Source organism: Streptomyces sp. 3-6, assembly GCF_056323165.1.
In genome coordinates this window covers 79,673-104,835 of record NZ_JBWHZP010000016.1, presented here as the reverse complement: position 1 = coordinate 104,835, position 25,163 = coordinate 79,673, and the positions used below count along the sequence as shown (strand labels likewise).

Here is a 25,163-nt window from a genome sequence, read left to right as displayed (position 1 = left end):
GCTTCCGGTGGTCGCGCGGGCCGGGGTTTCTCGTGCTTCCGGTGGTCGCGCGGGCCGGGGTTCCTGGCGCTTCCGGCGGTCGCGCGGCCCGGTGGTCCCGCGTCCTCCGGCGGTCGTGCGGGCCGGGCGGAGCGGATCCGGAGGGTCGACTTCCGGACACCGGTCCGACGGGCCGGGGGAGCGTGACACAGAGGTGGCCACGGATGACGCTGTGCACGTGAAGGGACCAAGGCGCACAGATGGTTCAAAGGTTGACGGCCGAAAGGCACCCTTGTGCCGACCGGCCGTTCGGCCGAATACTCACGGACAGCGCTTGTCAGGGGCACGGCACATCCGGAATCCGGACGGCCGTCCGCTGACTGCGCCTCACGGGCCCACAACCCCACGAGGGCCCCCTACTTCCTTTGTGGAGGACGAGAAGTGAGGATCAAGCGCACCACCCCCCGCAGCGGTATCACGAGACGTACCCGGCTGATCGCCGTCACGTCCGGCCTCGTGGCCGCTGCCGCGTTCGCGGTCCCCAGCGCGAACGCGGCCGACACCCCCACCACCTTCAGCTCCGCCGAGCTCAAGAGTGTGAGCAGCTCGGTGCTGAAGGCCGACGTCCCGGGCACCGCCTGGGCCGTCGACAGCAAGACCAACCGGGTCGTCGTGACCGTCGACAGCACGGTCTCCCAGGCCGAGATCAACAAGATCAGGCAGCAGGCCGGGAACGACGCCGACGCGATCACCATCAAGCGCACCCCGGGCAAGTTCACCAAGCTCATCCAGGGCGGCGACGCCATCTACTCCAACAGCGGCCGCTGTTCCCTGGGCTTCAACGTCCGCTCCAGCAGCGGGACCGAGTACTTCCTCACCGCCGGTCACTGCACCCAGGGCGCGGGCACCTGGTACGGCAACTCCGCGCGCAGCCAGGTGCTGGGCTCGACCGCCGGCTCCAGCTTCCCGGGCAACGACTACGGCATCGTGCGTTACACCGGGTCCGTCAGCCGCCCCGGCACCGCGAACGGCGTGGACATCACCCGTGCGGCCACCCCGAGCGTGGGCACCACCGTCATCCGTGACGGCTCCACCACGGGCACCCACAGCGGCCGGGTCACCGCCCTCAACGCGACCGTCAACTACGGCGGTGGCGACGTCGTCTACGGCCTCATCCAGACCACGGTCTGCGCCGAGCCCGGCGACTCCGGCGGCCCGCTCTACGGCAGCAACGGCACCGCGTACGGTCTGACCTCCGGTGGCAGCGGCAACTGCCGCACCGGTGGCACGACCTTCTTCCAGCCCGTCACGGAGGCCCTGAGCGCCTACGGCGTCAGCGTCTACTGACGGCCGGCCCCGGGACCGGCGGCCCGCGTCGCGGAGCGGGCCCCACCGGTCCCACGGGCCCCACGGGTCCCCCCGCGGACGGCGATCACGGCGAGCCCCCGCACGCAACCGGCGTGCGGGGGCTCGCCCCTGCGCGGGCCGCGGAGTTACCGTCGAGGGACACACCAGGACGCGCCGGGCGGCGCCGGACGCGGGCTCACCTGATGCGCCACTTCGGACCCTGGGGGCCGTGATGGTCGAGGAACTGGTGACGGCGGGAGTCGCGCTGGCGTCCGCCGGAGCCGTCTATCTGATGGCGGCGGCGCGGGTCGTCAAGCAGTACGAGCGCGGGGTCGTCTTCCGCCTCGGCCGGCTCCAGCCCGGGGAGCGGACCCCCGGGTTCACGATGATCGTTCCGTTCGTGGACCGGCTGCACAAGGTGAACCTGCAGATCGTCACGTTGCCGGTGCCGGCCCAGGAGGGCATCACGCGGGACAACGTGACGGTGCGCGTGGACGCGGTGGTGTACTTCAAGGTGGTCGACGCGGCCGACGCCCTGGTGGAGGTGGAGGACTACCGGTTCGCGGTCTCGCAGATGGCGCAGACCTCGCTGCGTTCGATCATCGGCAAGAGCGACCTGGACGATCTGCTGTCCAACCGGGAGAAGCTGAACCAGGGCCTGGAGCTGATGATCGACAGCCCGGCGGTGGGCTGGGGCGTGCACGTGGACCGGGTCGAGATCAAGGACGTCTCCCTGCCCGAGACGATGAAGCGTTCCATGGCCCGCCAGGCGGAGGCCGACCGCGAACGCCGGGCCCGCATCATCAACGCCGACGCCGAACTCCAGGCGTCGAAGAAGCTCGCCGAGGCCGCCCAGCAGATGGAGGACACCCCCTCCGCGCTCCAACTGCGGCTGCTCCAGACGGTCGTGGCCGTCGCCGCCGAGAAGAACTCCACCCTCGTCCTGCCCTTCCCCGTCGAACTCCTGCGGTTCCTGGAACGTGCCCAGCAGCCGCTGCCGACGGCGGCCCCCGAACCCCCGCGGGCCCGGGTGGCACCGAGGTCGGCCACGGAGGCGGCTTCCCCCGGGGCGGCCCCCGCCGAGGCACCTCTGGCGGGGACGGCGCCCGTGGAGGCGAGGCCCGCGGATCCGGCGCCCGTGGAGCCGGTCGCGGCGGGGCCGGTTCCTGTGGGGCCGGCCTCCGGCGCGGGGTCCGGCGCGGGGTCCGGAACGGTGCGTGAGGCGGGGATCGGTGCGGCTGGGGAGCCGGTGTCCGAAACGGTGCGGGAGCAACGGCGCGCCGTCCCGCCCCGCGGGGAACCGGACGGCGAAGGGTCGAATTCGAGCCACGCGTAGGCGGCGGGGGCGGCCCCCCGGGTTACTCGCTCGTACTGTTTGCAGTCCGAACCGCCCTGCGTCTCCATGACCTGTCAGGACATAGGGGGCGCACGGCCGTTGCCGTACGCGCGTCCTGAAGTCGACCTTGTGTGCTCCCCCGGGGGCTGGGAATAGTAGGCGGCGTTCCACCGGCACGAGCGCGGCTTTTTTCGTCTGCCGCCCTCGTGGCCGCACGCCTTCCGGCCCGCGAGGTCCCCACAACCTCCCGGGCCGTCCCCCCACAGGAGGACGTCAGTTGAAGCACCGACGCATACCCCGGCGGCGCGCAGCGCTGGCCGGTGCGGGCATCGCAGCCCTGGTCGCCGCGGGAGTCACCTTCCAGACTGCGAACGCCAGTGAGACACCGGAGACCTCCGCGCCCCGGACCCTCTCGGTCACGGCGGCCGGAAAGCTCGCCTCGACGCTCGCCGAGGACCTCGGCGCCGACGCGGCGGGAACGTACTACGACGCGAAGAGCAAGCGCCTCGTGGTGAACGTGCTCGACGAGGCCGCCGCGCGGACCGTCGAGTCGGCGGGAGCCGAGGCGAGAGTCGTGGCGCACTCCCTCGCCGAACTGAAGGGCGCGCGCACCACCCTGAAGCAGGACGCGAGCATCCCGGGCACCTCCTGGGTGACCGACCCGACCACCAACAAGGTCGTCGTCACGGCGGACCGCACGGTCTCCGGGGCGGACTGGTCCCGGCTGACCGAGGTCGTCGAAGGGCTCGGCGCCAAGGCCGAACTCAAGCGCACGAAGGGCGAGTACCAGCCCTTCATCGCGGGCGGCGACGCCATCACCGGCAACGGCGCGCGCTGCTCGCTCGGCTTCAACGTGACCAAGGGCGGGGAGCCGCACTTCCTCACCGCGGGCCACTGCACCGAAGGGGTCTCGACGTGGTCGGACTCCTCCGGCGACGTGATCGGCGAGAACGCGGCGTCCAGCTTCCCGGGCGACGACTACGGCCTGGTCAAGTACACCGCCGACGTGGACCACCCGAGCGAGGTGAACCTCTACGACGGCTCCACGCAGGCCATCTCCGGCGCCGCCGAGGCCACCGTCGGCATGCAGGTCACCCGCAGTGGCTCCACGACCCAGGTGCACTCGGGCACGGTCACCGGCCTGGACGCCACCGTGAACTACGGCAACGGCGACATCGTCAACGGTCTGATCCAGACCGACGTCTGCGCCGAGCCCGGCGACAGCGGCGGCTCGCTCTTCTCGGGCAGCAGCGCGGTCGGTCTGACCTCCGGCGGCAGCGGCGACTGCTCCTCGGGCGGTACGACCTTCTTCCAGCCGGTCACGGAGGCCCTGTCGGCCACCGGGACGCAGATCGGCTGACCCCCGGGTCCGTACGTGTCCGCGACGTCCCGTCCCGCTCGCGCGGGGCGGGACGTCCGCGTGTGCGGGGGCGGAGCGCCGGCCTGAGGGGGCGTGGGGGACGTGGGGTCAGGCCGTGGGCGGAGCGTCGGCGTGAGGGGGCGTGGGCGGCGTGGGGTCGGACCGGGCGTGCAGCAGCGCCGCCCCCATCGTCACCGCGACGCCCACGACGGCCCACGCCGACAGCACCAGCAGGGAGCCGGTCAGGGCGTTGCCGTCGAAGTAGGTGATCGAGCGGGCCGCCCAGGTGCCCGCCCCCGGTGGCAGCGCCGGTCCGATCGCCTCCCAGAACGGCGGGAGCAGCGGCGGCGGCAGCGCGCCGCCCGAACTCGGGTTGCCCAGGATCACCACGATCAGGATGGCCACGCCGATGCCGACGACCCCGAGCAGGCTCTGCAGGGCGAGGGTGGCCGCGCCCACCGCGAAGGTGATCAGTGCGCCGAGTCCCCACAGGGCGAGGAAGCCGCCCGGCACCGCACCCAGGGCCGGCCCGGCGATGAGCGCCCCGCCGAGGCCGCCGACGATCGCGACCAGGACCAGGGTGGCGAGCCGGATCCCCGCGCGCCTCGGGGTGGACGGGCGGGCGCCCGAACTGATGGCCAGGATCGACGCGCACAGGTAGCCGCCCACGCACCAGCCGACGACGACGTAGAAGGACGACAGGCCGTTGGCGTCCCGTGAGGAGGTCGGGGCCACGTCGACGACCCGCACCGTGCGCTGCTGTTCCTCCTCCAGGGTGACGGCCAGCTTCTCCAGGGCGGTGGCCAGCGAGGTGCCGCCGCCGGTGGCGACCAGCAGGGTGTCGGTGGTGCCGGAGGGGGCCACCACCAGGGCGCCGTCGATCTTCCGGTCCAGGATCTGCTGCCGCGCGGTCGCCTCGTCGGCCACCGCGCGCGGGTCCAGCGGGGAGCCGGGCAACTGCTCCAGCCGGGTCACCGCCTGCTCGGCGACGGCCGGCGGCGCGGCCACCCCGAAGGGCGCGTCCCGCAGCTTCGGCTGGTGCAGCGCGCCCACGTAGGAGGTGATGAACAGCAGCTGGAGGGCGAGCACGCCGAGCACCAGGAGCGTGGCGCGCGGGGTGACGGCGTTCCTCACCTCGGCGAGGAGCGAGGGGGAGGAGGGGCGGGCGCCGGTGGTCTGCGTCATGCCCCCACGGTCCGGGGGTTCGCGTGTTCCCGCAGGTGGGAAGGGGCCGAAAGGGGGTCGTACACACATTCGAGAATTGGTCTATGGTGGGGGTGAAGCAGTTGGGAACACATGTTCGAGAGTCGATCGGGGCTCACGAGTGCGGGAGGTGCGTGTGCCGGGTTTCACGCATCTGCACACCGTCTCCGGGTTCTCCCTGCGGTACGGCGCCTCCCACCCGGAACGGCTGGCCGAGCGGGCCGGCGAACGGGGCATGGACGCCCTCGCCCTCACCGACCGTGACACCCTCGCCGGGAGCGTCCGCTTCGCCAAGGCCTGCGCGAAGGCGGGGATCCGCCCCCTGTTCGGCGCCGAACTGGCGGTGGCGGCCCCTCCGGCCGCCCCGGCCGGCGCGACGGGGCCCGGCGGCGTCCGGGGGGACGAGGCGGTGCGCAGGGAACGGCGCCGCACGCCGGTGCGCGGGGGCGCCTTCGTCGACGACTCGGCGCCCCGGGTCACCTTCCTCGCCCGGGACGGCGCCCGGGGCTGGGCCGACCTGTGCCGCCTGGTCTCCGCCGCCCACGCCACCGGGCCCGCGGTCCCCTCCGGGCAGGGCGGACCGCCTTCCGGCGGGCTCCCGCTCCTGCCCTGGGAGGACAACCACGGCGACGGCCTGACCGTGCTGCTCGGCCCCGACTCCGACGTCGGCCGGGCCCTGGCCGCGGGCCGCCCCGACCGGGCCGCCCGGCTGCTCGCCCCCTGGCGGGAGGTCTACGGCGACGCCCTGCGCCTGGAGGCCGTGTGGCACGGCCGCGGGGGCACCGGCCCCGGCTCCCTGCGGCTGGCCGCGCGCACCCTCGGCTTCGCCGCCGACCAGCGGATCCGCCCGGTGCTCAGCAACGCCGTCCGCTACGCCGACCCCGGCCTCGGGCCGGTCGCCGACGTCCTGGACGCCGCCCGCCGCCTCGTCCCGGTCGACCCGGCCAAAGGGCTGGACTCCGGCGAGGCATGGCTCAAGGACGCGGGCGCCATGGAGCGGGCCGCCGAGCGGATGGTGGAGGCCGCGGGCTTCCGCCGTACGGCGGCCCGCCGGCTGCTGGAGCAGACGCAGGCCACGGCCGCCGAGTGCCTGGTCGACCCCGACGACGACCTCGGCATGGGAAGCGTCCACTTCCCCGAACCGCACCTCGTCGGCGCCGGCCGCCGTACCGCCCAGCGGGCCCTGGCCTCCCGGGCGACGGCGGGCATGGTACTGCGCGGCTACGCCGGGCGCCGGGACTACTGGGAGCGGATGCACCACGAGCTGGACATCATCGGCCACCACGGATTCGCCTCCTACTTCCTGACCGTCGCCCAGGTCGTGGACGACGTGCGGGACCTCGGTATCCGGGTGGCCGCGCGCGGCTCCGGCGCCGGCTCCCTGGTCAACCACCTCCTCGGCATCGCGCACGCCGACCCGGTCGAGCACGGGCTGCTGATGGAGCGCTTCCTGTCCAAGGAGCGGGTCGTGCTGCCCGACATCGACATCGACGTGGAGTCCGCCCGCCGGCTGGAGGTCTACCGGGCGATCATCGGCCGGTTCGGCACCGAGCGGGTCGCCACGGTGGCGATGCCCGAGACCTACCGGGTGCGGCACGCCGTCCGGGACGTCGGCGCGGCGCTGTCCATGGACCCGGCCGAGATCGACCGGATCGCCAAGTCCTTCCCGCACATCCGCGCCCGCGACGCCCGCGCGGCCCTCGACGAACTGCCCGAACTGCGGGAACTGGCGGGGGAGAAGGACCGGTACGGCAGGCTCTGGGAACTGGTCGAGGCCCTCGACGCGCTCCCCCGCGGCGTCGCCATGCACCCCTGTGGCGTGCTGCTGTCCGACGCCTCCCTGCTCACCCGCACGCCGGTGATGCCGACCAGCGGCGAGGGCTTCCCCATGGCCCAGTTCGACAAGGACGACGTCGAGGACCTCGGGCTGCTCAAGCTGGACGTGCTGGGGGTGCGGATGCAGTCGGCGATGGCGCACGCGGTCACCGAGGTGGAGCGGGCGACGGGGGAGCGGATCGACCTGGACGCGGTGCCGGAGGGCGACCCGGCGACGTACGGGCTCATCCGGTCCACCGAGACGCTCGGCTGCTTCCAGATCGAGTCGCCGGGCCAGCGGGACCTGGTCGGGCGGCTCCAGCCGGCCACCTTCCACGACCTCGTCGTCGACATCTCCCTCTTCCGTCCCGGCCCGGTCGCCGCCGACATGGTGCGGCCGTTCATCGAGGCCCGGCACGGGCGGGCGCCGGTGCGCTACCCGCACCCGGACCTGGAGGAACCGCTGAAGGGGACGTACGGGGTGGTGGTCTTCCACGAGCAGGTCATCGACATCGTCTCGATCATGACCGGCTGCGGACGCGGGGAGGCGGACCGGGTGCGGCGCGGGCTGTCCGACCCGGAGTCGCAGGGGCGGATCGCGGTGTGGTTCGCGCAGCACGCGGCGGCCCGGGGCTACGACGCAGAAACGATTCAGCGCACCTGGGAGATCGTGGCCGCGTTCGGCTCCTACGGCTTCTGCAAGGCGCACGCGGTCGCCTTCGCGGTCCCCACCTACCAGTCGGCGTGGCTGAAGGCGCACCACCCGGCCGCCTTCTACGCGGGGCTGCTCACCCACGACCCCGGGATGTACCCGAAGCGGCTGCTGCTGGCGGACGCGCGGCGGCGGGGGGTGCCGATCCTGCCGCTGGACGTGAACAAGTCGGGAGTCACCCACCGTGTCGAACTGGTGTCTGACGCAAAGAGGGGGAAAGGGGCGAAAGGGCAGCAGGCGCCGGAGGGCGGCGGGACGTGGGGCCTGCGGCTGGCGCTCTGCGACGTGCACGGCATCAGCGAGGCCGAGGCCGCGCGGATCGCCGACGGGCAGCCGTACGCCTCGCTGCTCGACTTCTGGGAGCGGGCCCGGCCCAGCAGGCCCGTCGCCCAGCGGCTCGCCCAGGTCGGCGCGCTGGACGCGTTCGGCGCCAACCGGCGCGATCTGCAACTGCACCTCACTGAGCTGCACCGGGGTGCCCGGGGCGGACGCGGCGACCAGCTCCCGCTGCCCGGCGGCCGGCGGACCGCCCCGGCCGGGCTGCCCGACCTCACCCCGCCGGAGCGGCTGAGCGCCGAACTGGGCGTGCTGTCCATGGACGCCTCGCGCAACCTGATGGACGACCACCGCGCCTTCCTCGACGAACTGGGCGTGGTCTCCGCGCGACGGCTGCGCGAGGCCCGGCACGGGGAGACGGTGCTGGTCGCGGGCGCCAAGGCGGCCACCCAGACCCCGCCCATCCGGTCCGGCAAGCGGGTCATCTTCTCCACCCTGGACGACGGCACGGGCCTGGTCGACCTCGCCTTCTTCGACGACTCCCACGACACCTGCGCCCACACCGTCTTCCACTCCTGGCTGCTGCTGGTCCGCGGAGTGGTGCAGCGCCGTGGGCCGCGCAGCCTCAGCATCGTCGGCTCCGCCGCCTGGAACCTCGCCGACCTGCTGGAGGTACGCCGGGAGGAGGGGCTGGAGGGCGTCGCGGCCCGGCTGGCCGGAACGGGCGGCACCGGCACCGGCGTGGACGACGGCGACGGCCCGGCCCGCCGACGGCTCACCGGCTCGGACGGCCGCCCGGCGCCCGCGGGCTCCGCGGCCCGCGACCCGATGGAGGCAGGACAAGGCCGGAGGGCCGGAGAGGGCCGGGAGGCCGGAGAGAGCGGGGAGGGCCGGGAGGACGGAGAGCGCCGGGGAGACCGGGAGGGCCGGGAGGACCGGACGATCCGTATGCCCACGGGGTACGAGATGCACCCCTGGGCCGATCTGCGTCCCGCGGGCGAAGGGCCCGCGGTCGGAAGGAAGTTGTGGCACCAGAGTCCAGGGAGTGCGGGATGACCATCCTCTGCGTACGTTTCCAGGCGCCGTCGGCGGACGAGACCGTCCTGCCCCGGCTGCTCGGCCTGCTCGAGGAGTTCACGCCCGTCGTGCAGGCCCTGCCGCCGGACGGGGCGCTGGCCGATCTGCGCGGCGCCGAACGGTACTTCGGGCGCACCGCCCTGGAACTGGCCTCGGTGATCCGCGTCCGCGCCCTCGCCCTGTACGGCGTCGACTGCGTGATCGGCGCCGGGCCCGGCCCGATGCTCGCCCGCATGGCCCTGCGGGACGCCCGGCCGGGACTGACCCGCGTGGTGGCCGGGGACGAGGTGCGGGAGTTCCTCGCCGGCCGGCCCGTCGTCGCGCTGCCCGGGGTCGGCACGAAGACCGCCCGCACCCTGTGCGAGTACGGACTCGACACCCTCGGCCGGGTCGCCGCCGCCCCCCTGTCCACGCTCCAGCGGCTGGTGGGCGCCCGGGCCGGACGCGAACTGCACGAGAGGGCGAACGGTGTCGACCGCGGCCGGGTCGTCCCGAACGCCGTCTCCCGGTCGCTGGCCGCCGAACGCCCCTTCACCCGCGACGAACTGGACCCCGACCGGCACCGCCGTGCCCTGCTGTCGGCCGCCGGGGAACTGGGCGCCCGGCTGCGCGCCCTCGACAAGGTCTGCCGCGGCCTCACCCTCACCGTCCGCTACGCGGACCGGTCCGCCACCACCCGCACCCGCACCCTCCCCGAGCCGACCGGCCACTCGGCCGCGCTCACCGCGGCGGCGTACGGCCTGTACGAGGCGCTCGGCCTGCAACGCGCCCGGGTGCGGGCGATCGCCCTCCGCGCGGAGGGGCTCGACCCCGCCGAGCGGGCCTCCCACCAGCTCACCTTCGATCCGGTGGACGAGAAAGTGCGCCGGATCGAGGAGGTCGCGGACCGCGCACGGGCGAAGTTCGGGCCCCGCGCGGTGATGCCGGGGACGCTGGCGGCCTGAGCAGTCCGGTCCGGGTGGCCCGCGGTCAGGCCCGGTGCGGCCGGGACGGCGTCGTCCCGGGGCGTGCGGTGTCAGTTGGCCCACGGCGGAGTGAGGCGGGTGCCGTCGGCCAGGGTCGCCCGCAGGCCGCGGGAGGTGGTGACCCAGGCGGCGGCGGGGCGGGCGGTGGGGTTCTCGACGGCGAGGGTCGTGCCCGGGTTGACGATCACGGTGTCGCCGGCGGTGATCCGGTGGGCGGTGCCGTCGAGGGTGATCCGCAGGTCGCCGTCGAGCAGGTGGAAGATCTCCTCCCGGCTGACGGTGTGCGCGGGTGCCCGGGTGCCGGCGGGGATCTCGCTCCGCCAGGCACACAGCTCCCTGCTGCCGGCCGCGGGGGTGGCGTGCGCGACGAAACGTACGCCGTGCACCTCGTGGACGACGGCTTCGGACGGGCGGACGACGGTCATGAGGAGCCTCCCGGCGGGCGATGATGGTCAAGTTGCCTGACCATATATTCAAGCTACTTGACCATATGGTCAAGGTGCTTGAATGTCCTCGTGCAGAATCCCGAAGCCATGGCCCTGTCCGCGGCGCTGCTCGCGGTCGCCGGTGACCTGACCCGGCGCATCGACGACGGTGTCGCCGCTCGCGGGTTCGACGGCCTGCGGCCGGCGCACGGATTCGCCTTCACCCGGCTCGCCCCGGACGGTGCGACGGTCACCGAGCTCGCCGTCCACCTCGGGGTCACCAAGCAGGCCGCGAGTCAGCTCGTGGACGAGCTGGTGCGCAAGGGGTATGCGGAGCGCCGCCCGCACCCCGCGGACGCGCGGGCGCGGCTGGTCGTGCTGACGGACGCGGGGTGGGCCTGCGCCCGGGCGGCCGAGGAAGCGGCGGCGGAGGCGGTGCGGGCCTGGAGCGCGGAGCTGGGGGAGGCCGAAGTGCGGGCGCTCGGGCGGGTGTTGCTGCGCATCGCACCCGGGGGGCCGATTCGTCCCGTTTGGTGACCTCATATCAGGTGCGGAGGGCTGTCCGGCAACTGAAGCCGGAAGTTTTTACCGACCCGTAACCTCCAGGGTTTCCTACTCGCCCGTAACTTGATGAGTGAACAGCATCCTCGTGATCCGGATCACAAGGCGTACGCCGTCGCATCCTCCCCTTGAGCGCAAGGAGATCACCCGATGCTGCCCTGGAAGCGAGTGATCAGACCGCTGGCCGCGTTCCTGCTGGCCGCCGCAGCCGTCACCGTCCCCACCGCCACCAGCGCCCAGGCCGCCCCCGCCGCCCAGGCCGCTCCCGCCGCCGCCCGCACCGCCCCCGACCGCGGCTGGAACGACTACTCCTGCAAGCCGTCCACCGCCCACCCCCGCCCGGTCGTCCTGGTCCACGGCACCCTGGGCAACTCCGTCGACAACTGGCTGGGCCTCGCGCCCTACCTGAAGCACCGCGGCTACTGCGTCTTCTCCCTGGACTACGGTCAGCTCCCCGGTGTCCCCTTCTTCCACGGGCTGGGCCCGGTCGAGAAGTCCGCGGAGCAGCTCGACGCCTACGTCGACCGGGTGCTCGCCGCCACCGGCGCCGACGAGGTCGACATCGTCGGCCACTCGCAGGGCGGCATGATGCCCCGCTACTACCTCAAGTTCCTCGGCGGCGCCGCCGAGGTGAACGCCCTCGTCGGGATCGCCCCCAACAACCACGGCACCACCCTCAGCGGGCTCGCCGAGCTCCTGCCGTACTTCCCCGGCGCGGCCGACCTGTTGAAGAAGGCCACCCCCGCCCTCACCGACCAGGTCGTCGGATCCGACTTCCTCACCAAGCTCAACGCGGGCGGCGACACCGTGCCCGGGGTCCGCTACACCGTCATCGCCACCCGCTACGACCAGGTGCTCACCCCGTACCGCAACCAGTTCCTCAGCGGCCCGAACGTGCGCAACGTCCTGCTCCAGGACCTGTGCCCGCTCGACCTGTCCGAGCACCTGGCGATCGCCCTGATCGACCGGATCGCCTTCCACGAGGTGGCCAACGCCCTCGACCCGGCGCGGGCCGAACGGACCACCTGCGCCTCGGTGTTCAGCTGACACGTGACGGACACGTGCCACCGCGCGCAGCGCGACGGGGCCTGTCCGGCCTGAGCCGCCGGACAGGCCCCGCTCGTCGGGTCAGCGACCGTGCCGCGCGCCCGCCGCACGCCGGCGGGTGGAGGCGAACAGCGCCGCCGAGCCCAGTGCCAGCGCCGCCGCACCGCCGACCATCAGGTACGGGGTCGTGCTGTCGCCGCCGGTCTCCGCCAGGTTCGCCGAGGCGCCCGCCGCCTTGGGCTGGTTGCCGGCCGAGCCGTCGTCGCCGTCGTCGCCCCCGGCCTCGGCCGGCGGCGTCGGGTCCGTCGTGGTGTGCGGGTCGTCGTCCCCGTGACCGTGGTTCTCGATGGTCGACTTCTCGGCGCCGTCCTTGATCTGCTGCTCGGACGGGGCGGACGCGACCGGGGCCGGGGCGTCCGCCTTCTTCGGCGTGTCGGCGGACGCGTCCCCGCCGGTCTCTCCGCCCGCCGCCTCGCCGCCGGCGTTGCCGCCGCTGCCGCTGCCGCCGCCGAAGGTGACGTCCGAGCACGAGTAGAACGCCTCCGGGCTGTCCGAGCGCTGCCACACCGCGTACAGCAGCTGCTTGCCGGAGCGCTCCGGGAGGGTGCCGGAGAAGGTGTAGAAGCCGCCGGAGGGCGCCGGGTCGGTGGACGTCGCGACCGGGTTCGCCAGGTCGAGGTCACCCCAGCCCAGCGGCTTCGACGGGTCGTAGCCGGGCTTGGTGATGTACACCTTGAAGGTGCCCTTGTGCGGGGCCGTCACCCGGTACTTGAACGTGTACGAGCCGCTGTCGACGCTCGTCGCGGGCCAGTCGGCGCGGGCCAGGTCGAGCCCCTTGAACGTCGGGTCGCCGGCGCTGCAGAGCTTGCCGTCCGGGATGAGCTCCTGGTGGCGGCCGCCCGCGTCGCCGATGCGGACGCCGTTCCAGTCGTAGAGCGCCTGGGTGCCGCCCGCCGCGACCGCGGCCTTGCAGGCGTCCGACTTCGGGCTCTCCGGGCCCTCGGCGTAGCACTGCGCGACCCGGCTCACCGGGTCGCCCATCGAGCCGTGCGCGGACGCGGGCGCGGCGGACAGCCCGGCCAGGGCGAGCGGGACGACACCGACGACGGCGACAGCGACCTTGCGGCGTGCGGGCATGGGGCAGCAACTCCTCGGAACGATCACAGGACTTGGGGAGGGGATCCCGTGGGGGATGGCTCAGAAGCTAGCCCCACGGAACCGGGAAAACGTCCGGTGAAAGCCGTCCGGGGTGATCCTTATGGCCCCGTTAAGGAAGTGCTCAGGCTGCGCTCAGGTACGCGGACCGGGAACATCCGTTCCGGTCAGTCCTCGGGCCACCAGGTCCGGGCGATGTCCTTGCGGATCTCCGGTCGCCCGGCGGGGCGCTCGTCGGTCTCCTCGCCGGTGCGGCGGGTGCCGGTCCTCTTCAGGGGCTTCTGCACGGTGGTGCGGCGCATGGCTGCCTCCTCCGGTCCGCCGGGTTCCGCGGTCTCACGGGGGCAGACCTTTCGGGCGAGAGTTCCTCATCGGTCCCGGTCTGTCTGTGGCCGCGGTCACCCCGGCGGTGTCCGTGGCGGGTGTCACCCTGGGGCGCATGAACGACGACAGTGACGGGGCGGGCACACCGGGTCCGCCTGGAGCGGCTCTCGGGCGACCCGGCGCTGTGGGGCCGGGCGGTGGACGACGAGCGCTACGCGGTGATCGCGGCGGTGGGCTGACGGCGACCGGCGCGGGGCTCGGGGGCGGGTGCGCCGGGCGTCGGCGGCGGTCAGGCGAACAGGGGCGCGAAGCCGTCGGCGCCGCGGGCCAGCGCGTCCAGTTCGTCGAGCGCCCGGACGGCGGCGGTCGCCGCGTCCGGGTCCGCCGTGGCCAGGCCGCTCGCGGCGAACTCGTCCTCGTCCAGCCGCAGAATCAGCCCACCGTCCGCGGAGCGCCACAGGTCCAGGTCGAGGTCCTCCACGACCAGTTCGCCGCCGGACCGCGCGGCCGGACGGGTGACGTCGCAGTAGTGCCCCTTCAGCACGCCCCGGGCGGTGCGCACCTCCTTCACCGCGTACCACCGGTCGCGCCAGAAGTGCTCGGTGAAGACGTCACCGGGCTCGAAGCGGACGAAGCCGAAGTCGCGCACGCCGTCGCCCGCCCAGGGCGCGCGCACGGTGATCCGGGTGCCGTCGTCGTGGAGCAGCTCGGCCGGGTAGCGGATCTTCGTGCGGCCCGCCTTGACCAGGACGACCTCCAGCCGGGCGGTGGCCGAGGGGTCAGCCGAGTTCGCGGGCATACCGCACCTCCGTCGCGCAGATGTCGTAGCCGAACCACGTGTTGACGGCGATCATCGGCTCGTTGCCGGTGTCGTTCCCCGTGAACGCCTCCCTGCACCCGGCGGCCCGCGCCCGGTGCAGGGACGTGTTCTTGACCAGCTTGGCCAGGCCCCGCCCCCGGTGGTCCCGGGCGGTCCCGGTCATCGCGGTGCCGTACCGGCCCTCCCCGTCGGTGTGCGCGGCGGTGAAGGCCACGGGACGGCCGTCGACGACCGCGACCGTGGTCAGGCGGAGGTCGAGCAGGGGGTGCCGCCAGGTGTCCTCCAGCCAGGCCGCGTAGTCGGACAGCTCCGAGGTCACGTCGCCCGGCTCGTCCGCCGTGACCTCGGCGTCCAGCTCGAACAGCGGGCGCGGATCGTCCGCGAAGTCGGCCCCGGTACGCAGCTCGACGCCGGGCGGCGGGCCGGCGAGCGGGGGCAGGGCGCCTCCGTCCAGACCGAGGCGCAGGAAGTACGCGGACCGCCCGGGGCGGTAACCGTGCCGTTCGGCGAAGGCGCGGTTGCCCGGTTCGTCCGGCACCCAGCTGAAGACCGTGTGGACGCCCAGGGAGGCCAGCCGTTCCTCGGCGGTGCGCAGCAGCAGCGAACCGGCGCCCCGCCCGGTCCGCTCCGGGTGCACGTAGACGTTGGCGGAGCCCCGACCCGGCTCGGGACTGTCGTGGGCCACGCCGAGCTGCGTCGTGCCGACGATCTCGCCGTCCGCCTCGGCCACGAGCTGGCCGAAGTGGGCGTCGGGGTGGGAGTGGCGCAGGTGGTGCAGGACGGAGTCCGGGGTGGACAGCATGAAGGGGACGGCGAGGCGGCGGACGCGGGAGAACCCCTCGGCGTCGGCTCGCACCTCCGGTCGCAGGTCGCGCACGATGACGGTCATGAGGGCGCACGCTATGCCGGGAGGGCCGCCGGCCGCCTCTCCTTTTCGACCGCGCGGACCGGGTGCGGGACAATCGGGACGTGAGCCTGACGATCCACATCGACGACAGTGCGCCACCGTACGAGCAGGTACGGGCGCAGATCTCCGAGCAGGCGCGGTCCGGGGCGCTGCCCGTGGGCTACCGCCTGCCGACCGTGCGGGGGCTGGCGGAGACCCTCGGTCTCGCCGCGAACACGGTGGCCAAGGCGTACCGCGCCCTGGAGGCGGACGGGGTGATCGAGACCCGGGGACGCAACGGCACCCTGGTCGCCGCCGCGGGGTCGGCGGCCGAACGGGAGGCGGCGACCGCCGCGCAGGCGTACGCCGAGCGGGCGCGCCGGCTCGGTCTCGACGAGGCGGACGCCCTCGCCGCGGTCCGGGACGCGCTGCGGGCGGCCTACGGCACGTGAGCCGACGGCGTGCCCCGCTGCCGCTCCGGGTCAGGCGGACGCGGGGAGCCGGGGGGTGCGGGTCACCTCCAGTCCCGCCGCTCGTGCCGTACGGGCGAAGAGGGCCGCGTCGCCGACCGCCGCGGCGTTCGGGTCGTTGTTGAAGTAGGCGTACACGTCCTGGCCGCCGGGCCAGGTGTCCGCGACGCGTTCGGCCCAGGTGCGCAGCGACCGGCGACCGTAGTGCGGCCAGGCCCGGGCCCGGCCCTGGTGGAAACGGACGTACCCCCAGTCGGCGGTGCGCCACAACGGGGTCGCCGGGCGGGCCAGGACGTCGGCCCAGCACAGGGCGGCGCCGCGGGCCTCCAGGACGCCGCGCACCTCGGGTGTCCACCAGGACGCGTGCCGTGGTTCGACGGCGATCCGCTGCCCGGCGGGGAAGCGGCGCAGGCAGGCGTCCAGGAGGGCCGGATCGGCCCGCAGGCTGGGCGGCAGCTGGAGCAGGACCGGACCGAGCCGGTCGCCGAGTCCCTCCGCGCGGCTCATCAGCCGTTCGACCGGCTCCTCCGGTTCCTTCAGCCGCTTGATGTGGGTGAGGTAGCGGCCGGCCTTCACCGCGACCACGAAGCCGGGCGGGGTGCGCTCCCGCCAGGACGCGAAGGTCTCCCTGGACGGCAGCCGGTAGAAGGCGTTGTTGACCTCGACGGTCGCGAACCGGGCGGCGTACTCCTCCAGCCAGAGCCGCACCGGCAGCCCCGACGGGTACAGCACGTCGCGCCAGTCCCGGTACTGCCAGCCCGAGGTCCCGACGAACACGGTCATACGGCCATCACACCACCGGGCGGCGACGCGGACCCCTCGGCCGGGCCTACAGGTACAGCCCGGCGTCCGCGTTCCCGCGCGGTTCGGGCAGGGCGGTGGGGGAGGTGCCGCGGCGCAGCGCGTACAGCTCGGCCAGGGTGGCGCCCTCGCGGCCGATGCCGTCCTCGCGGCCCAGCCAGTCGACCGCCTCGGCGCGGGTCAGCGGGCCCACCTCGATCCGGGCCAGGCAGCGTCCGGGGCGGACGACGGCCGGGTGGAGACGCTCCAGGTCCTCGTTGGTGGTCACCGCGACCAGGACGTTGCGGCCCTGGCCGAGCAGGCCGTCGGTGAGGTTCAGCAGCCGGGACAGGGCCTGGCCGGCCGCCTGCTTGGCCTCGCCGCGGATCAGTTCGTCGCAGTCCTCCAGGAGCAGCAGCCGCCAGCGGTCGTTGCCGTCCTCGTCCTCCTCGCCGATGGCGATGTCCATGAGGTACCCGACGTCGGCGAAGAGCCGCTCCGGGTCCAGCACGCAGTCCACCTGGCACCAGTCCCGCCAGGACCGGGCCAGGGTGCGCAGGGCCGAGGTCTTGCCGGTGCCCGGCGGGCCGTGCAGCAGCAGGAGCCGGCCGGAGATGTCCTCGGGAGTCGTCTTCATCAGGCGGTCCATGGCGTCCGCCACCGGACGGGTGTAGTTGGGCCGGACCTCCTCCCAGCTGCCGGCCGTGATCTGCCGGGTGGTGCGGTGCGGGCCGCGCGTCGGGGAGGCGTACCAGAAACCCATCCCGACGTTGTCCGGCCGGGGCTCCTGCTCGTCCGCCGCGCCGTCGGTCGCCTCGTCCAGGACCTTCGTGGCCAGCTCGGCGGAGGTCGCGGTGACGGTGACGTCGGCGCCGCGCTTCCACCGGGAGACGAGCAGGGTCCAGCCGTCCCCCTCGGCCAGGGTGGCGGCGCGGTGCTCCTCGCGGACGGCACGCAGCAGGCGGGCGCCGGCCGGGAGCAGGGTCGCGGCGGAGCGCACCCGGTCGAGGGTGACGCCGCGGGCATGGGGCTGCTCACCCGTGCTGAAACGGTCGAGGAACAGCGCGTTGACGACGTCGGTCGGGCAGTCACTGTCGACGGAGAGCTGGATCGGCGGTGCGTCGTGCGGGTGCGCAGGCATGCCGACATGATCCGGCACGGAGCTCCGGGGGCGCATCCGATTTCCCGCCCCGCCTCGCCCTGCCTCGTACCGGCCTGCGCTGCCTCGCCCCGCTCTGCCGCGTACCGGCCTGCCGTGCCTCGCCCCGGCTCGTACCGGCCTGCCGTGCCTCGCCCCGCCTCGTACCGCCTCGCCGCCCCCCAGCTCGACGCGCCGGCCGCCGTACCGCCCGCCCGTGCGGCCCCGCGCGCCCCGGCGTCATGCCGGTCCCGCCGTCGCCCGCGCCGTCTGACCCGCGCGCCCCGCCGTCACGGTCGGCGCCGCCCCCGTCCCGCTGGTGCCGGGCACCTGCCGGGTCTGGGCGGGACGGGCGGGGCGGGAAGCGAGGCCGGTCCCCGTCATCCGGTCCGGCCCGTGCGTCACGGCCCGCGCCTCATCCGGGACGTGCGCCACGCGGCCCGCGCCCACGCGGCCCGCGCCCACCCGGTCCGGGCCGCACCCGGTCCGGGCCGCACCCGGTCCGGGCCGCACCCGGCCCGTCCGTCACCCGGCTGGTCCGGTCACCCGCCCCGTCCGGCGGTCGAGCAGGTCCGGCACGGGGTCCCTCCCGCGCGGGCCGGGGCGGGCGTCAGCAGGTGTCCGGCGCGGCGGGCGCGCCGGAGCACCGCGTAGCCCTTGGTCAGGGCCCGGTCGCGGGCGAAGACGCGGGTCAGGGCCCGGCCGTCGAGGAGCCGTACGAACTCGGCCGCGTCCGTCGACCGGCGCACCGTGACGCGGCGCAGGGCGTACGGGCCCTGGGCGCGCCGGGCGAGGCCGTTGCCGACGGCGAGCGCCTGCGCGTACCCGGTCTCCCGCACGGCCTGCCGTACCCGGCGGCTGGAGTAGCCGTAGGGGTAGGCGAAGGAGACCGGGACCCGTCCGAGCCGGTCGGAGAGGATCTCCTTGCTGTGGATCAGCTCGGTGCGCAGCCGCCCGTCGTCGAGCTGGTCGAGCTGGGGATGGCTGTGGGTGTGCCCGCCGATCTCCACGCCGGCGTCGGCCAGCTCCCGCACCTGGCCCCAGTCCAGCATCCGGTCCGGCGCCTGTCCGGTCGCGTACGGACCGCGCAGCCAGCCGGTGGTGACGAACAGGGTGGCGGGGAAGCCGTGCCGGGCGAGCACCGGCAGGGCGTGCCGGTGCACCCCTTCGTAGCCGTCGTCGAAGGTGATCAGGACCGGTCGGCGGGGCAGCGGGCGCCCCGTACGCCAGTGCGCGGCCAGGTCGGCGGTGCCGACCGGGGTGAGACCCCGCCCGGCGATCAGCGCCATCTGCTCGGCGAACGCCCCCGGGGTGACGGACAGGGCCCGGGTGCCGGGGGGCGGGTCGGTGGCGACCGCGTGGTACATCAGGATCGGTACGCGCAGGTCGGTCACGGGTGCCCCCCTGGGTGTGCGGCCCCGTCCACCGGTTCCGTGCCGGCCGGGACCGTCGTGTCGGCCGGGACCGTCGTGTCGGCCGGGACCGCCGTACCGACCGGGACCACCGAGAAGGTGACCCCGTCGCGCCGGGCGCGCAGGCTGCCCACCAGGTAGCCGCCCGCCGCCGTGAGCACCCCGGTGACGATCGCCGCCGCGCGCCCGGCGCCGCCGGGGCGGGCCAGCAGGGCGTCCCGCAGGCCCCGCGCGACGCCGGCCGGCAGGACCCGCGTGGTGTAACGGCGTTCCGACTCCAGCCCCTTGGCGGCGCCGACGCTGCGCGCCACCAGCGCCTTCGACAGCCCTTCGGCGTAGGCGCGGGTGCGGAAGTAGCGGAACGTCTCCCGGGCCTCGGGCACCCGGTGGTGGATGACCGCCCGGTCGTCGATCAGCAGGACCGCGTCGGGCCGGGCCCGGCTCAGCCGGATGCACAGCTCCGTCTCCTCCCCGCCGAGGGGGAGCCGGTCGCCGTCCCGCCCGATGCCGGTGGCGAAGCCGCCCGCCGCGTCGAACGCGGTCCGCCGGAAGGAGGCGTTGCCGCCCAGCACGTTGCGCACCTCGACCCGGCCGGGCGGCAGACCGCGGTAGGTGCAGCCCACCACCCAGTCGAACTCCTCCGGGAACCAGGCCGGGCGCCGCCCGGACGCCCACAGGGGTTCGGTGCGCCCGCCGACCGCCAGCACGCGCGGGTCGGCGTACGCCTCGGCGAAGTGCCGGAGCCAGTCGCGTTCGGCGACGGCGTCGTCGTCGAGGAAGGCGACGACCTCGCCGCGCGCCGCCGCGATGCCGGTGTTGCGGCCGGCGGACAGGCCGCGGGGGCCCGCGTTGGCGAGCACCCGCACCTCCCCGGTCTCCTCGAACTCCTTCTCCAGACGGTCCAGGAGAGTCTGGTTGTGGTCCACGACCAGCAGGGTCTCCCGGGCGGGCCGTGACTGCGCGCGCACCGAGGCGACGGCCGCCAGGACGTCCGTCCAGCGGTCCTCGGTGTAGGCGCAGATCACGACCGAGACGTCCGGGGTGCCGGGTCCGCTCAAGACACCTTCCTCCGCACCGCGCCGGCCACCGCCGGCGAGGGGTGGGCGCGGCGGCGCAGGGCGCGCCGGTTGGACCGCTCCCCGAGGATCACCCCGAGCACCCGGAACCCGTCCCGCACGGCTCTCAGGTTGCTGGTGCCGTGGATCCGGAGGTACTCGTGGCTGGGGATCTCCTGCACCTTCAGGCCCGCCTTGACGACCCGGATGTTCATCAGGGTCTCGACCTCGAACCCGGTGCAGTCGAGGTCGATCTCGTCCAGGCAGTGCCGCCAGAACGCGTTGTAGCCGTAGCAGAGGTCGGTGTACCGGGCGCCGAACTTGCGGTTGACGACGGCGCACAGCACCCGGTTGCCCAGTTTGCGGACGAACGTCATGTCGTCGGTGCCGCCGCCGTTGGCGAAGCGCGACCCCTTGGCGAAGTCGGCGCCGGAGACGAGGGCGGACACGTAGGACACGATCTCGTTGCCGTCGGCGGAGCCGTCCGCGTCGACCATCACGATGATGTCGCCGGTGCACGCGCGGAACCCGGCGTTCAGGGCGTCGCCCTTGCCCTTGCCGCGCTGGGCGACGACCTTCACGCCGGGCCACAGCCCGCGCGCGACCTCGACGGTGTCGTCGGTGGAGTTGCCGTCGACCAGGACCACTTCGTGGATCCAGTCGGGAAGCGTCTTGAAGACGTACGGCAGGTTCTCCGCCTCGTTCATGGCCGGGATCACCACGCTCACCGGCGGTGCGATCGCCAGGTGCGAGGAGACGGGCCGGTACTGGCCGGCGGGCCGCGAACCCTGGTCCGCGGTCGTCGGCGGCAGAACGGAGCTCATGAGTCTGGTCCCTCTCGTCCGGTGGACCGCCCGCCCCTCGGGCGGCCCGGCTCTACTTCCGGTTCGAAAGGGGGGTTTTCACACACGGCACGACGGAACGGAGCTCCGTGCACGCCGGGTGAGCTGGCTGAACTGGCCGACTGCGGACACACCGCCGCCGGCCGCGCGGCACGGCCCGGTCACGCTGGCGCTCCCGAGCACGGCACCCCCCTACCGCGCCCCGCGCCGGTGCGTCGCGGTCCCGAGCCCTCCCCTGAAGCCGCGTACTGACGGACCGGTGCGGGTGAGATGAGATGGATGACGGTATGGACGACTGAACCCGAACGGCAGGACCGCCCCTGCGGCCTCGCCTCGGTGCGATGCGGCCCCTGTGCACACATTCCGCCCTGATGCGGATGCCTGCATGACCGACTTTGCCCCCCTAGGTGTCGGATGCCGGGCTTCAATGTGGCGCACCCCGTTGGGGGCGTCAAGGGCCGTAAGTCCCTCGGGCCGAATTTCGTTCCGGATTGAACGGGTGCGGGCGTGTGGTGGGTTGACCCCCCGGTTCGGTGCGGGGTCGGCGCGGCGGGTCGTCGTGCCGGGCGGGCTCCCGGCACCCCGGGGGGATCGAACAGGGCGTGAAGAAGTCCTGCAGGTTCAGGAGATGCGGGAAGGAGCGTCCCAATTTTGACATGGACACTTCCGTTCAACACGCGTAGTTGGTACGAAGGTTGCGGCAGAGATCCTGCTAAAGGGAGGTTCCATGAGACGTTCCCGACTTGTGCTCATTCTGAGCGCGTTCCTCCTCGCCCTCGCCACCGCCCTCACCGGTGCGGCTGCGGCACAGGCGTCCCCACAGGCCGCGAACGGGGGCTACGTGGCCCTCGGCGACTCCTACTCCTCCGGCGTCGGAGCCGGCAGCTACATCTCCGGCAGCGGCGACTGCAAGCGCAGCACGAAGGCCTACCCGTACCTCTGGCAGGCCGCCAACTCACCCTCGTCCTTCGACTTCGTGGCCTGCTCGGGCGCTCGAACGGGTGATGTTCTGTCCGGGCAGCTCGGCCCGCTCAGCGCCACCACCTCACTGGTCTCGATCAGCATCGGCGGCAACGACGCCGGCTTCGCCGACGTCATGACGACCTGTGTGCTCCAGTCCGACAGCTCCTGCCTCTCGCGGATCGCCACCGCGAAGGCGTACGTCGACTCGACGCTGCCCGGCAAGCTGGACAGCGTCTACACCGCCATCCGCACCCGGGCCCCGCACGCACACGTCGTGGTGCTCGGCTACCCCCGCTTCTACCAGCTCGGCACCACCTGCCTCGGCCTGTCCGAGACCAAGCGGAAGGCGATCAACGGCGCCGCCGACCACCTCGCCGCCGCGCTCGCCCAGCGCGCCGGCGCCCACGGGTTCACCTTCGGCGACGTGCGCACCACCTTCGCCGGCCATGAGATCTGCTCCGGCAACTCCTGGCTGCACAGCGTCGACTGGCTCAACATCGGCAACTCGTACCACCCGAAGGCGGCCGGCCAGTCCGGCGGCTACCTCCCGGCCCTGGCCAACGCGGTCTGACCCCTCCGCGCCCTCGGCGCGTCAGCGAGCGGACACCGAACCGGAAGGAGAGGAGGAGACCCCGCCCGACGGGGTCTCCGTCTCGCACGTCACGGAGAACGGCACCGAACCGGACGGCACGCGCACCGGTTCCCGCGCCTCCCCCCTCGATCCGGCTCGCGAACGTCGAACGTCCCCGCCTCCCCCCTCGATCCGGCTCGCGGACGTCCCCGCCTCCCCATGCGGGCCGGGACCGTACGTCGTCACGACCACCGTGTCCCGCTCCTCGGTCCCGCCGCCCGCCGGGAACGACAGCGTCCGCCGGCCCGGGTCGGCCACCGAACCGTCCTCGGCCACCCACCGTCCCCGTCCCGATGCCCAGGACCCCGCCCGCCACGCCCGGACCGGCAACCACCGAGGACGCCGCGGCCCGAGGAGCCCGCGACCGGCAGCCCCGGCGCCACCACCCCCGGGGTGTGGGTGACCGTCACGGAGACGGCCGGTGGCGGTACCCGAGACAGCCGGCGGCGGTGCTCGAGACAGGTGTCATGCCGTCCGTGCCGTCCGTCCTCCGTGCCGACGTGCCTCTGACGCAAGGGGACGCGGAGCGGTGACGGCGGCGGACCAGCCGAGTTCCCACGAGGCCCGCCCGCCCGGCCGCTGCCGCCGGATCGGACCGGATCGGACCGGATCGGACCGGACCCGACCCGACCGGCCGTGGGATTTCCCGCCGCCCGACCCGCGTTTTCGGCCCGGTGATCCGTAGTCCCCTCCGGAGGCGCGCTCGTTGCGCACGCCTCGCTCGGCAGGACGGCCCGGCGGTGCCCGGGAGAGGGGGGTGGCTGGTGGAGGCCGACGAGCTTCTGGTGCGCGTGGCGGGAGGCGACCAGACGGCATTCGAGGACCTGTACGCACTGGTGTCCGGGCCGGTGTTCGGACTGGTGCGGCGGGTGGTGCGCGACCCCGCCCAGTCCGAGGAGGTGGCCCAGGAGGTGCTGCTCGAACTGTGGCGGTCCGCCGCGCGGTTCGACCCCGCCCGGGGCAGCGCGCTGTCCTGGGTCCTCACCCTCGCCCACCGCCGCGCCGTCGACCGGGTGCGCAGTGCCCGGGCCGCGGGGGAACGCGAGGAGCGGGAGGCCCGGCGCGCCGGCGGCCCGGCCTTCGACCAGGTCGCCGAGGAGGTGGAGGCCGGTCTCGAACGCGAGTGGGTGCGGCGCTGCCTGGACCGCCTCACCGCCCTCCAGCGGCAGTCGGTCACCCTCGCCTACTACGACGGCTACACCTACCGTGAGGTGGCGGAGCGGCTCTCGCTGCCACTGGGCACGGTCAAGACCCGTATGCGCGACGGCCTGACCCGGCTGCGCGACTGCCTGGGAGGCGCCGTATGAGCCTGTTCGATCGGCTGGGGCGCCTCGGCGACCTGCACTCGCTGGCCGCTCCCTACGCGCTCGACGCCCTGGAGCCCGCCGAACGGGTCCGCTTCGAACGGCACCTGCGCACCTGCGGGCGCTGCCGGGCCGAGGTGCGCGACCTCGCCGAGGACGCCGTCCGCCTCGCCTGGTCCACCGCCGCCCCGCCGCCGGCCGCCCTGCGCGACCGGGTGCTGGCCGCCGTACGGACCACCCCGCAGGACCCGCCGCCGCAGGAGGCGGCCCGCGCGCGTGCGCCGCGACTGCCGCCGCACGTGTGGGGCGCCGGACCCCCGCCGGGCGACCGCGGACGCCGCCTGGCGCCGCTGTTCGTGCCGTTCGCCACGGCGACCGCCGCGGCGGCACTGGTCGTCGCCTCGCTGTTCGCCGTCCAGGCGAACCGCACCGAGGACGAACTGGCCGCGGAACGCGACCGGTCACGTGAGATCGCCCACGTCCTGTCCGCTCCGGACGCCCGCGTGGACAGCGGGCGCGACGCGGACGGCCGCACGATCGGAGTGATCGCCTCCGCGTCGACGGCGAGCGCGGTCGTCACCCTCGGCGGCTACGAGGACCCGCCGAACGGACGTGTGCGTCAGCTCTGGCTCATGCGCCCCGGCGCACCACCGCGCTCGCTGGGCCTCTTCGAGGGCGACACGCCCCTGGTCGCCTCCGATCTGGAGACCTCGGCGACGTCACTCGCCGTGACCGTCGAACCGGACGGAGGCTCTCCGCAACCCACTGCGCAGCCCATCGTCCAACTCGCCCTGAAAACGGTCGGATTCGGAGAGTAGTCGTCGAGTGTTCGTCAACCCCCTTGCGGGGAAGGTGAATCCCGTGGGCGCGATACACGTGTGCCGGTACGGGGCGATAGGGTTACCCTGCCCGGGCCGGGTGGACTCGTACGGGTGGGGAGTGACATGGAACAGATAACAGTGCGCAGCAGGGCCAGGGTCCCTGCGATCACCTGCGGGAGCAGCGCGACCAGTTCGCGCCTCGACCGCCATCTCGCGGTGCTGTCGGGACCGGCGGTCCCCCAGCGGGAGACGGCCGAGGCGACGTCACTGATGCGTGAGCTCACCGCGCGTGACCCCGCGCACGACCGCGGTGCCCGCGGTGTCCGGGCCCGCACCAGCCGCGTCTCGCTCTTCGCGCCGCTGCGCAGGCTGCGCCGCACGCTCTTCGGCGGCCGTTAGGCCCCGCGCGCCCGGAGACTGTGCCCTCCCCGGCGCGGCAGCGTCCCGGAGCACGCCACC

General features: G+C 74.0%; 23 protein-coding genes. 12 read left to right on the top strand and 11 right to left on the bottom strand.

Features of this window, described 5'->3' with window-relative positions:
• Positions 1 to 420: 420 nt before the first annotated feature.
• The 3 genes from AC02VZ_RS20750 (at position 421) to AC02VZ_RS20740 (ending at position 4,022) form a co-directional block, all read left to right on the top strand.
• The gene (locus AC02VZ_RS20750; protein WP_432056696.1) at positions 421 to 1,326 is read left to right on the top strand and encodes a S1 family peptidase; all 906 of its coding nucleotides are present in this window, start codon (positions 421 to 423) and stop codon (positions 1,324 to 1,326) included.
• Between the two features lie 232 nt (positions 1,327 to 1,558).
• Entirely contained in the window at positions 1,559 to 2,662 is a 1,104-nt protein-coding gene (locus AC02VZ_RS20745; protein WP_432056725.1) for a slipin family protein, read from the top strand.
• Between the two features lie 277 nt (positions 2,663 to 2,939).
• Complete coding sequence (locus AC02VZ_RS20740; protein ID WP_432056695.1) at positions 2,940 to 4,022, top strand: S1 family peptidase; 1,083 nt, start codon at positions 2,940 to 2,942, stop codon at positions 4,020 to 4,022.
• A 108-nt stretch (positions 4,023 to 4,130) separates the two neighbouring features.
• Here AC02VZ_RS20740 and AC02VZ_RS20735 read toward each other — a convergent pair whose 3' ends face one another.
• Complete coding sequence (locus AC02VZ_RS20735) at positions 4,131 to 5,207, bottom strand: DUF3533 domain-containing protein (RefSeq protein ID WP_432056694.1); 1,077 nt, start codon at positions 5,205 to 5,207, stop codon at positions 4,131 to 4,133.
• Between the two features lie 154 nt (positions 5,208 to 5,361).
• Between AC02VZ_RS20735 and AC02VZ_RS20730 the strand changes: the two genes are divergently transcribed.
• Both AC02VZ_RS20730 and AC02VZ_RS20725 read left to right on the top strand, forming a co-directional pair.
• Positions 5,362 to 9,084 carry a DNA polymerase III subunit alpha gene (locus tag AC02VZ_RS20730; protein ID WP_476476080.1) on the top strand — a complete coding sequence of 1,241 codons (3,723 nt, stop codon included), beginning with the start codon at positions 5,362 to 5,364 and terminating at the stop codon, positions 9,082 to 9,084.
• Positions 9,081 to 10,049, top strand: coding sequence for a DNA polymerase Y family protein (locus AC02VZ_RS20725; RefSeq protein WP_432056692.1), 969 nt, complete (start codon positions 9,081 to 9,083; stop codon positions 10,047 to 10,049). The genes AC02VZ_RS20730 and AC02VZ_RS20725 overlap by 4 nt, the downstream gene beginning before the upstream one ends.
• Before the next feature lie 71 nt (positions 10,050 to 10,120).
• Here AC02VZ_RS20725 and AC02VZ_RS20720 read toward each other — a convergent pair whose 3' ends face one another.
• Positions 10,121 to 10,495 carry a cupin domain-containing protein gene (locus AC02VZ_RS20720; RefSeq protein WP_476476079.1) on the bottom strand — a complete coding sequence of 125 codons (375 nt, stop codon included), beginning with the start codon at positions 10,493 to 10,495 and terminating at the stop codon, positions 10,121 to 10,123.
• Between the two features lie 90 nt (positions 10,496 to 10,585).
• Between AC02VZ_RS20720 and AC02VZ_RS20715 the strand changes: the two genes are divergently transcribed.
• Both AC02VZ_RS20715 and AC02VZ_RS20710 read left to right on the top strand, forming a co-directional pair.
• Positions 10,586 to 11,032: a MarR family winged helix-turn-helix transcriptional regulator gene (locus AC02VZ_RS20715; protein WP_476476078.1), complete on the top strand. Its 447-nt coding sequence runs from the start codon at positions 10,586 to 10,588 to the stop codon at positions 11,030 to 11,032.
• A 174-nt stretch (positions 11,033 to 11,206) separates the two neighbouring features.
• Complete coding sequence (locus AC02VZ_RS20710; RefSeq protein ID WP_432056690.1) at positions 11,207 to 12,103, top strand: esterase/lipase family protein; 897 nt, start codon at positions 11,207 to 11,209, stop codon at positions 12,101 to 12,103.
• An 81-nt stretch (positions 12,104 to 12,184) separates the two neighbouring features.
• On the opposite strand, the gene AC02VZ_RS20705 is transcribed toward AC02VZ_RS20710, so the two are convergent.
• From AC02VZ_RS20705 to AC02VZ_RS20690, 4 genes are all read right to left on the bottom strand, one after another.
• Positions 12,185 to 13,240 carry a lytic polysaccharide monooxygenase auxiliary activity family 9 protein gene (locus AC02VZ_RS20705; RefSeq protein ID WP_432056689.1) on the bottom strand — a complete coding sequence of 352 codons (1,056 nt, stop codon included), beginning with the start codon at positions 13,238 to 13,240 and terminating at the stop codon, positions 12,185 to 12,187.
• Between the two features lie 185 nt (positions 13,241 to 13,425).
• The gene (locus AC02VZ_RS20700; protein ID WP_432056688.1) at positions 13,426 to 13,560 is read right to left on the bottom strand and encodes a hypothetical protein; all 135 of its coding nucleotides are present in this window, start codon (positions 13,558 to 13,560) and stop codon (positions 13,426 to 13,428) included.
• A gap of 311 nt (positions 13,561 to 13,871) precedes the next feature.
• Positions 13,872 to 14,381, bottom strand: coding sequence for a ribonuclease FAU-1 family protein (locus AC02VZ_RS20695; RefSeq protein WP_432056687.1), 510 nt, complete (start codon positions 14,379 to 14,381; stop codon positions 13,872 to 13,874).
• Complete coding sequence (locus AC02VZ_RS20690; RefSeq protein ID WP_432056686.1) at positions 14,362 to 15,291, bottom strand: GNAT family N-acetyltransferase; 930 nt, start codon at positions 15,289 to 15,291, stop codon at positions 14,362 to 14,364. The genes AC02VZ_RS20695 and AC02VZ_RS20690 overlap by 20 nt, the downstream gene beginning before the upstream one ends.
• An 80-nt stretch (positions 15,292 to 15,371) precedes the next feature.
• Here AC02VZ_RS20690 and AC02VZ_RS20685 point away from each other — a divergent pair, with 80 nt between their 5' ends.
• Complete coding sequence (locus tag AC02VZ_RS20685; protein WP_432056685.1) at positions 15,372 to 15,740, top strand: GntR family transcriptional regulator; 369 nt, start codon at positions 15,372 to 15,374, stop codon at positions 15,738 to 15,740.
• Between the two features lie 30 nt (positions 15,741 to 15,770).
• Here AC02VZ_RS20685 and AC02VZ_RS20680 read toward each other — a convergent pair whose 3' ends face one another.
• The 5 genes from AC02VZ_RS20680 to AC02VZ_RS20660 all read right to left on the bottom strand — a co-directional run bounded on the left by AC02VZ_RS20680 (position 15,771) and on the right by AC02VZ_RS20660 (position 20,967).
• On the bottom strand, positions 15,771 to 16,541 hold the full coding sequence (locus AC02VZ_RS20680) for a DUF72 domain-containing protein (RefSeq protein WP_476476077.1): 771 nt from the start codon (positions 16,539 to 16,541) through the stop codon (positions 15,771 to 15,773).
• Between the two features lie 46 nt (positions 16,542 to 16,587).
• Positions 16,588 to 17,679 (bottom strand): DUF5925 domain-containing protein, encoded by a 1,092-nt coding sequence (locus AC02VZ_RS20675; RefSeq protein ID WP_476476076.1) that lies wholly within the window; start codon positions 17,677 to 17,679, stop codon positions 16,588 to 16,590.
• A 539-nt stretch (positions 17,680 to 18,218) separates the two neighbouring features.
• Positions 18,219 to 19,070 (bottom strand): polysaccharide deacetylase family protein, encoded by an 852-nt coding sequence (locus AC02VZ_RS20670; RefSeq protein ID WP_476476075.1) that lies wholly within the window; start codon positions 19,068 to 19,070, stop codon positions 18,219 to 18,221.
• Complete coding sequence (locus tag AC02VZ_RS20665) at positions 19,067 to 20,146, bottom strand: glycosyltransferase family 2 protein (RefSeq protein ID WP_432056681.1); 1,080 nt, start codon at positions 20,144 to 20,146, stop codon at positions 19,067 to 19,069. Before AC02VZ_RS20665 ends, AC02VZ_RS20670 begins: the two co-directional genes overlap by 4 nt.
• The gene (locus AC02VZ_RS20660) at positions 20,143 to 20,967 is read right to left on the bottom strand and encodes a glycosyltransferase family 2 protein (protein ID WP_432056680.1); all 825 of its coding nucleotides are present in this window, start codon (positions 20,965 to 20,967) and stop codon (positions 20,143 to 20,145) included. The genes AC02VZ_RS20665 and AC02VZ_RS20660 overlap by 4 nt, the downstream gene beginning before the upstream one ends.
• Before the next feature lie 745 nt (positions 20,968 to 21,712).
• Between AC02VZ_RS20660 and AC02VZ_RS20655 the strand changes: the two genes are divergently transcribed.
• The 4 genes from AC02VZ_RS20655 to AC02VZ_RS20640 all read left to right on the top strand — a co-directional run bounded on the left by AC02VZ_RS20655 (position 21,713) and on the right by AC02VZ_RS20640 (position 25,103).
• On the top strand, positions 21,713 to 22,519 hold the full coding sequence (locus tag AC02VZ_RS20655; protein WP_432056679.1) for an SGNH/GDSL hydrolase family protein: 807 nt from the start codon (positions 21,713 to 21,715) through the stop codon (positions 22,517 to 22,519).
• 824 nt (positions 22,520 to 23,343) lie between these two features.
• Positions 23,344 to 23,886, top strand: a complete 543-nt coding sequence (locus tag AC02VZ_RS20650) for a sigma-70 family RNA polymerase sigma factor (protein ID WP_432056678.1) — start codon at positions 23,344 to 23,346, stop codon at positions 23,884 to 23,886.
• The gene (locus AC02VZ_RS20645) at positions 23,883 to 24,701 is read left to right on the top strand and encodes an anti-sigma factor (RefSeq protein ID WP_432056677.1); all 819 of its coding nucleotides are present in this window, start codon (positions 23,883 to 23,885) and stop codon (positions 24,699 to 24,701) included. Before AC02VZ_RS20650 ends, AC02VZ_RS20645 begins: the two co-directional genes overlap by 4 nt.
• A 126-nt stretch (positions 24,702 to 24,827) precedes the next feature.
• A complete protein-coding gene (locus AC02VZ_RS20640) occupies positions 24,828 to 25,103 on the top strand; it encodes a hypothetical protein (protein ID WP_164332602.1) in 276 nt (91 codons plus the stop codon).
• Positions 25,104 to 25,163: the final 60 nt, after the last annotated feature.

What these genes read in the sequence shown, in the direction of transcription:
- AC02VZ_RS20680 (WP_476476077.1), bottom strand. Translation starts at nt 16,541, where the DNA reads ATGACCGTGTTCGTCGGGACCTCGGGCTGGCAGTACCGGGACTGGCGC.
- AC02VZ_RS20705 (WP_432056689.1), bottom strand. Translation starts at nt 13,240, where the DNA reads ATGCCCGCACGCCGCAAGGTCGCTGTCGCCGTCGTCGGTGTCGTCCCG.
- AC02VZ_RS20655 (WP_432056679.1), top strand. Translation starts at nt 21,713, where the DNA reads ATGAGACGTTCCCGACTTGTGCTCATTCTGAGCGCGTTCCTCCTCGCC.
- AC02VZ_RS20725 (WP_432056692.1), top strand. Translation starts at nt 9,081, where the DNA reads ATGACCATCCTCTGCGTACGTTTCCAGGCGCCGTCGGCGGACGAGACC.
- AC02VZ_RS20695 (WP_432056687.1), bottom strand. Translation starts at nt 14,381, where the DNA reads ATGCCCGCGAACTCGGCTGACCCCTCGGCCACCGCCCGGCTGGAGGTC.
- AC02VZ_RS20720 (WP_476476079.1), bottom strand. Translation starts at nt 10,495, where the DNA reads ATGACCGTCGTCCGCCCGTCCGAAGCCGTCGTCCACGAGGTGCACGGC.
- AC02VZ_RS20640 (WP_164332602.1), top strand. Translation starts at nt 24,828, where the DNA reads ATGGAACAGATAACAGTGCGCAGCAGGGCCAGGGTCCCTGCGATCACC.
- AC02VZ_RS20700 (WP_432056688.1), bottom strand. Translation starts at nt 13,560, where the DNA reads ATGCGCCGCACCACCGTGCAGAAGCCCCTGAAGAGGACCGGCACCCGC.
- AC02VZ_RS20710 (WP_432056690.1), top strand. Translation starts at nt 11,207, where the DNA reads ATGCTGCCCTGGAAGCGAGTGATCAGACCGCTGGCCGCGTTCCTGCTG.
- AC02VZ_RS20745 (WP_432056725.1), top strand. Translation starts at nt 1,559, where the DNA reads ATGGTCGAGGAACTGGTGACGGCGGGAGTCGCGCTGGCGTCCGCCGGA.
- AC02VZ_RS20645 (WP_432056677.1), top strand. Translation starts at nt 23,883, where the DNA reads ATGAGCCTGTTCGATCGGCTGGGGCGCCTCGGCGACCTGCACTCGCTG.
- AC02VZ_RS20660 (WP_432056680.1), bottom strand. Translation starts at nt 20,967, where the DNA reads ATGAGCTCCGTTCTGCCGCCGACGACCGCGGACCAGGGTTCGCGGCCC.
- AC02VZ_RS20675 (WP_476476076.1), bottom strand. Translation starts at nt 17,679, where the DNA reads ATGCCTGCGCACCCGCACGACGCACCGCCGATCCAGCTCTCCGTCGAC.
- AC02VZ_RS20690 (WP_432056686.1), bottom strand. Translation starts at nt 15,291, where the DNA reads ATGACCGTCATCGTGCGCGACCTGCGACCGGAGGTGCGAGCCGACGCC.
- AC02VZ_RS20735 (WP_432056694.1), bottom strand. Translation starts at nt 5,207, where the DNA reads ATGACGCAGACCACCGGCGCCCGCCCCTCCTCCCCCTCGCTCCTCGCC.